The sequence below is a fragment of the Paraburkholderia sp. BR10882 genome (genome assembly GCF_040948855.1).
Classification (GTDB): domain Bacteria; phylum Pseudomonadota; class Gammaproteobacteria; order Burkholderiales; family Burkholderiaceae; genus Paraburkholderia; species Paraburkholderia nodosa_A.
The window spans coordinates 278,201-284,636 of the sequence record NZ_JBFPKP010000010.1 but is presented as its reverse complement, the minus strand read 5'-3'; the positions used below and the strand labels follow the sequence as shown (position 1 = coordinate 284,636).

Sequence of the window (6,436 nt, the reverse complement as noted above, 5' to 3'; positions counted from 1 at the left end):
CTCGGCGACTTCGGGGTCCAGATTATTCTGGAGCATCCGGTAGGCGGCTTCCGCCAGCCAGGTCTTGCAGACCTTCTCGCTGCCGCGCGGCGCGCGGATCGTGCGGGTCGGGTCGAGGCGCGGGTCGAGGCGCGGGTCGGTGAAGTTCGGTTGGTTCATTTGTTCGAGTCCGTCGAGTCTGGATAGCAAGCTGGAGGTGGAGGGCTGCGCCCGCGGAGATGCAATGAGCGCTGCAACGTGGGTTAAGTCTAACGCCGCCAAGTTGTATATACAACTCGTTTCAAAAAAACGTGGGTTAGTAGTTACCCTGACGAAACTCGCCGAGTTCGGCTTATCGGAGCGAAGAAACGGGCAGGCGAGCCGCGAAGCTTTGTCTAGACAAGATGTCTGCAAACAGCCCGACACAGTGCATGGTCTGTAGACGCGGCCAGACCGCCCACGCAAACGAAAGTGGCGGGCTTGATGCGGGCAGGGATCAAGAGGGACGGAGCGCTCGAGCGTCCGGTGGACTGCAGTTCAGCAAGTAAGCAGGAAGTGAGCGGCCTCGCCGCCCAGGCTCAAACGGTACCCGCCAGATGAAACCGCGAAGCCGGATGCCACAGGCGCACGGAAGTCGCCACGTGACGCCCCACCCACGTGCGCCGCAGCAACAGCAGGCAGGGCTCGCCGATTTCCATCTCCAGATACTGCCGCACGCGCGCATCGGGCTTCTGCGCGTAAATGCGGAATTCCGCGCGCTGGATCGGCGCGAGGCGCACCATGTAGTGATTCGGCGTTTCGACGGTGAAGTCCTGGGCGAGGTAGTCGGGGAACACCTCGGGGTTCACGTAGCGGTCCTCGTACTGGATCGGCTCGCCCTCTTCACTGTGCACGATGCGCGAGTGGAACACCGGCCCGGCGTCGAGTTCGAGCGCGGCGATCGCGTTCGGATCGTCGCTCGCCTCCAGCCCCAGCACACGCGCCGCATGCCGATGGCCGCGCGCCGCGATTTCGTCGGCGATATTGCGGATCTGCAGCACCGTCGATTCGTACTGGCGCGGCGCGACGTACGTGCCCGAGCCGCGCACCCGGTTCAGCACGCCTTCGGCCATCAGTTCTCGTAGCGCGCGCGACACCGTCATGCGCGCCACACCGAACTCTTTCACCAGTTCCGTTTCGGAAGGCACCACGTCGCCGGGCCGCAAGGCGCCGCTTTCGATCTGCGCGAGCACATGGCGCTTGATCTGCTCATAGGCGGGCAACGGGGCACTGCTGACCGTCTTCTTTTGCATGGTCTCGATCTTCGAATGAACGGGAGGTCGCCGCAGCGATGGCCGCCGGGCGCGGCGCGGGCTTGCAGCTTCAGGCGGCCACATTGTACCGCCCCTTAAAGCGGCTCCTTTTCCGGCTCCGCCACGAGCGCGGGCTGCCAGCGCGCGAGCACCACGCAGGCGCGCACGCCCCGCCCGTCCGCGCCCGGACTCAGGCTCACCGCGCCACGATGCGACTGCGCGATCTCGCGCACGATCGCAAGACCAAGGCCCGTGCCTTCGGTCCCGACGGCGGCGCGGAAGAAAGGCTCGAAAACGCGCGCCCGCGCTTCCGCGGGAATGCCGCGGCCGTCGTCGAGCACTTCGAGCGCGACCATCTCGCCGCTCGCCCGCACCGACACGGTGACGTGCCCGCCAGCCGGCGTGTAGCGCAGCGCGTTATCCACGAGATTGCTGACCATCGCGCGCAACAGCTCGCGATGCCCCTGCACCACCGCCTCGCCCGCCTCGCGCGGCAACTCCGCGCCGAGATCGATGCCGCGCGTCTGCGCGAGCAGCGCGAGCGCCTCGACCACTTCGCGCGCGAGCTGCGCCATGTCGACGGGCGCGGCCGGCAATTGCGCGGGGTCGAGCGCCTCGGCCTGCGCGAGCAGCAGCAACTGGTTCGTCAGCGCGACCATCGAGCGGTTGCTCACGTGCATGGCCGCCAGCACTTCGTCGAGCGCGGGATCGACGGCTTTTTGCTGGCGCGCGTACTGCAACTGCGTGCCGAGCAGCGTGAGCGGCGTGCGCAGCTGGTGCGCGGCATCGGCGATGAAGCGGCGCTGCGCCGCCGTCTGCGCCGAAAGGCGCGCAATGCATTGATTGATGGCTTCCACGACGGGCCGCAGTTCGGCATGCAGCCCTTCGGCGCGAATGGGTTCGAGGTGCGAAGGATCGCGATCTGCCACGTCGTTCTTGAGCTTCATGAGCGGACGCAGCTCGAACGTGAGACCGATGCAGGCGAGCGCCACGGCCAGCATCACCATGCCGATCTGGCGATAGAGCTGGGGACGCCAGAGCGCCTCCACCATCGCGTCGCGTGAGCGCTCGGTTTTGCCCACCGAGACGCGCACGCGCCAGACGTGGCCGTTGTCGTACATGGAGCGCACCACGCTCACGGCGCGCACGGCCTGACCGCGCAGCCCGGCGTCGTACGCGACGGGCGAATCGACGGCGGGCGCCGAGGCCGCATGCGGAAAGTCGGGCATGCCCGCGAGCAGCGAGCCGCCCTCCACGTGCACGTTGTAGAACACCTGGTCCTGCTGCGGCGAGGCGAAGAGTTCGAGCGCCGCGGGCGGCACATCGGCGCGCAACGCGCCATCGGCCCATTGCACGGAACCGGCGATCATGCGTGCGGACGACAGCAGCCCGCCGTCCTGCACCAGATCGGCAGTATGGCGCGCAGCGCGATACTCGGAGGTCGCCGTAAAACTCACGTAGAGCGCGAGCGGCACGAGCATCCACCAAAGCAGGCGAACGCGCAGGCTACCCGTCATGTCGGCACGCGCAAGTCGTCATAGCGTCTCATCCTTCCTGCGCAGCAAATAGCCCAGGCCGCGCAGTGTCACGATCACGGCCGAGCTGCCTTCGAGCTTCTTGCGCAGCCGCGACACGTAGATTTCGATGGCGTCCTCGCTGGGTTCGTCGGCGAGCGTGAAGATCGCGTCGACGAGCGCGGCCTTCGACACGGTCTGGCCGAGGCGCAGTGCCAGCGTTTCGAGCACCGTGCGCTCGCGCGGCGTGACGTTCAGCGGCGCGCCCTTCAGCGTGAACTGGCGCGTGTTGAGGTCGAACACGAGGTCCCCACAGCCGATTTCATTCGCGCGCGCGGGCGTTTGCCGGCGAATCAGCACCTTGATGCGCGCCACCAGTTCGCGCACCTCGAAGGGCTTGACGAGATAGTCGTCGGCGCCGGCGCCGAGCAGCTCCACCTTCTCGTCGATCGAGCCGCTTGCCGTGAGCACCATCACGGGCGTCGCGTCGCCGCGCTGGCGCAGCCGCCGCAGCACGTTCTTGCCCGAGAGCTTCGGCAAATTGAGGTCGAGCAGCACCACATCGTAGTGATTGGACCGCAGCAAATGGTCGGCGGCTTCGCCGTCCTGCACGGCGTCGAAGGCGAACGCCTGCTCCTCCAGCGTCTTGACGAGCCAGTGTGCAAGCGTCGGATTGTCTTCGATCAGCAGCAACTTCATGGGCGGGTACGGGCAAAGGCGAAGGCCGTTTCAGGGGAATCGATTGTGCCGTTGCCGGCGCATCGCCGCCCTGCGGGTTAACACGGACGATTTTGCACGGCGCCCGAAGGCTGGCAGAAGGCTTACGGTTTTTATAATCGGCTCCATCCACCAAAAAGCGCCGCATGCACGGCGCACCACCCTCAGGAGACTCCACGATGCCTACCTTGCGCCAGATCGCCGCCGTATCGAGTGTCGCGTTCGCCCTCGCCGCCGGTTCCACGGCTGCCCACGCGGAAAAGATCACGATCATGGTTGGCGGCGCAACCAAGATCATCTATCTCCCCGCCAAACTGACCGAGCAGCTCGGCTACTTCAAGGACGAAGGCCTCGACGTCGAACTGCAGTCGCAGCCGGCCGGCGTGGACGCGGAGAACGAACTGCTCGCGGGTGCGGTGCAAGGCGTGGTGGGCTTCTACGATCACACCATCGACCTGCAGAGCAAGGGCAAGGAAGTGCAAACGCTCGTAGTGTTCGGCCAGGTGCCCGGCGAAGTGGAAATGGTGTCGAACGCGGCAGCCGGCACGGTCAAGAGCATGGCCGACGTGAAGGGCAAGACGCTCGGCGTGACGGGCCTCGGCTCCTCCACGAGCTTCCTCACGCAGTACCTCGCACAGCGCTCGGGCGTGCCCTCCAACCAGTACACGCTGCTGCCGGTGGGCGCGGACAACACCTTCATCGCGGCGATCAAGCAGAACCGCATCGACGCGGGCATGACGACGGAACCCACGGTCTCGCGTCTGCTGCAAACCGGCGACGCCAAGGTGCTCGTCGACATGCGCACGCTCGAAGGCACGCGCGCGGCGCTCGGCGGCACCTACCCCGCTTCGAGCTTCTACGTGCAGCGCGCCTGGGCGCAGTCGCACAAGGAAGAAGCGACGAAGCTCGCGCACGCGTTCTCGCGCACGCTCAACTTCATCGCCACGCATAGCGCCGATGAAATCGCCGCGAAGATGCCGAAGGACTACTACGGCAACAGCCAGGATCTCTACGTGGCCGCGCTGAAGTCCTCGCTGCCGATGTTCACGAAGGACGGCCGCATGCCCGCCGACGGCCCGGATACGGTGCTCAAGGTGCTCTCGGCGTTCAATCCTTCGGTGAAGGGCAAGCACATCGACCTCGCGAAGACTTACTCGAACGACTATCTGCCGGCTCCGACCGCCACGGCGTCGAAGTAAAACGCAATCGGCCCCACGTTCAGCCCACTGAAATAATGACTTCCTCCCATTCCCAAGGCACGCCGGCCATCGAGCTGCGCAATGTTTCGTGCCGCTTCATTTCACCGGACGGCAAGGCGACGGTCGCCCTGCGCGACTTCAGCATGTCGGTCGCGCGCGGCGAGTTCGTCGCGATCGTCGGGCCCACGGGCTGCGGCAAGTCCACCACGCTCAGCATGATCACGGGCCTGCTCAAACCCACCACGGGCGAAGTGCGCGTGATGGGCGCGCCCGTGAACGGCATCGATCCGCGCATCGGCTTCGTGTTCCAGGCCGACGCGGTGTTCCCGTGGCGCTCGGTGCTCGACAACGTGGCGGCCGGTCCGCTCTATCGCGGCCGCTCGAAATCGGCCGCCTACGACGAAGCCAACGAATGGCTGCGCCGCGTGGGCCTCGCCAACTTCGGCAAGCACTATCCTCATCAGCTTTCGGGCGGCATGCGCAAGCGCGTGGCGCTTGCGCAGACGTTCATCAACAAGCCCGAAATCCTGCTGATGGACGAGCCGTTCTCGGCGCTCGACATGCAAACGCGCACGCTCATGCAGGACGAGCTGCTGCAGCTGTGGGGCGGCACGGGGTCGGTCGTATTCGTCACGCACGACCTCGAAGAAGCCATTGCGCTCGCCGACCGCGTGTTCGTGCTCACCGCGCGCCCGGCCACGCTCAAGAAGGTCTACGAGATCGATCTGCCGCGCCCGCGCGTGACGTCCGAAATCCGCTACGCGCCGCACTTCGTCGAACTGTCGCGCCAGATCTGGCACGACCTGCGCGAAGAAGTGCAGATCGCCTAACACCGGAGCCGTTCACTATGTCCACCCCGCAACAAACCCTGCCGCAAGGCCTCGATGCCGCCTCGCTCGACGCCGTCGAGCGCGCTGCGCAAAAGCGCATTCGTCAGCGCAATCTGCTCGTCATTTCGCTGCGTATTCTCGTGCTCGTCGTCGTGCTCGGCGGCTGGGAACTCGCCGCGCGCCTCAAATGGATCGACCCGTTCTTCTTCTCGATGCCCACGGCCATCTTTGATCAGATCATCGACTGGTTCGTGAACGGCACCTCGCAAGGGCCCCTGCTCACGCAGGTCTGGGTCACGCTGGAAGAGACGGGCCTTGGCTTCATCATCGGCTCGGTGGCCGGCGTGTTCTGCGGCATCGTGCTTGGCCGCAACAAGCTGCTCTCCGACGTATTCAGCCTCTACATCAAGATCGCCAACTCGATTCCGCGCGTGGTGCTCGGCTCGGTGTTCGTGATCGCGCTGGGGCTCGGGATGGCGTCGAAAGTGGCGCTCGCCGTGGTGATGGTGTTCTTCGTCGTGTTCGCCAATGCGTTCCAGGGCGTGCGCGAAGCGGACCGCTACATGATCGCCAATGCGCAGATTCTCGGCGCGTCGCGCCGCCAGGTGACGACCTCGGTCGTGATTCCCTCAGCGCTTTCGTGGATTCTCGCGAGCCTGCACGTGAGCTTCGGCTTCGCGCTGGTCGGCGCCGTGGTGGGTGAATTCCTGGGTTCGAAGCAAGGCATCGGTTTGCTGATCTCGACGGCGCAGGGCGCGTTCAACGCAAGCGGCGTGTTCGCCGCGATGATCGTGCTCGCCGTAGTCGCGCTGGCCGCCGACTATGTGCTCACCGCGCTCGAGCATCGTTTGCTCAAGTGGCGGCCCACGCCTTCGAACTGATTCAGTCAGCTTCCCCTGTCCGGA

General features: G+C 65.6%; 7 protein-coding genes. 3 read left to right on the top strand and 4 right to left on the bottom strand.

Annotation, left to right across the window (positions count from 1 at the left end; translation table 11 throughout):
* From AB3X99_RS25340 to AB3X99_RS25325, 4 genes are all read right to left on the bottom strand, one after another.
* Positions 1–159, bottom strand: a 159-nt coding sequence (locus AB3X99_RS25340; protein ID WP_368618499.1) for a hypothetical protein, incomplete at its 3' end; no start/stop codon positions are given.
* A 398-nt stretch (positions 160–557) separates the two neighbouring features.
* Complete coding sequence (hutC, locus tag AB3X99_RS25335; protein WP_069269295.1) at positions 558–1,271, bottom strand: histidine utilization repressor; 714 nt, start codon at positions 1,269–1,271, stop codon at positions 558–560.
* 95 nt (positions 1,272–1,366) lie between these two features.
* Entirely contained in the window at positions 1,367–2,788 is a 1,422-nt protein-coding gene (locus AB3X99_RS25330; RefSeq protein ID WP_368618490.1) for a sensor histidine kinase, read from the bottom strand.
* An 18-nt stretch (positions 2,789–2,806) separates the two neighbouring features.
* Positions 2,807–3,484, bottom strand: coding sequence for a response regulator (locus AB3X99_RS25325; protein WP_069269297.1), 678 nt, complete (start codon positions 3,482–3,484; stop codon positions 2,807–2,809).
* Between the two features lie 197 nt (positions 3,485–3,681).
* Between AB3X99_RS25325 and AB3X99_RS25320 the strand changes: the two genes are divergently transcribed.
* From AB3X99_RS25320 to AB3X99_RS25310, 3 genes are read left to right on the top strand one after another with little or no spacing between them, the layout of a single operon-like run.
* A complete protein-coding gene (locus AB3X99_RS25320; protein WP_069269298.1) occupies positions 3,682–4,701 on the top strand; it encodes an ABC transporter substrate-binding protein in 1,020 nt (339 codons plus the stop codon).
* Between the two features lie 35 nt (positions 4,702–4,736).
* The gene (locus AB3X99_RS25315) at positions 4,737–5,531 is read left to right on the top strand and encodes an ABC transporter ATP-binding protein (RefSeq protein ID WP_069269299.1); all 795 of its coding nucleotides are present in this window, start codon (positions 4,737–4,739) and stop codon (positions 5,529–5,531) included.
* A gap of 17 nt (positions 5,532–5,548) precedes the next feature.
* Entirely contained in the window at positions 5,549–6,412 is an 864-nt protein-coding gene (locus AB3X99_RS25310; protein WP_069269300.1) for an ABC transporter permease, read from the top strand.
* Positions 6,413–6,436: the final 24 nt, after the last annotated feature.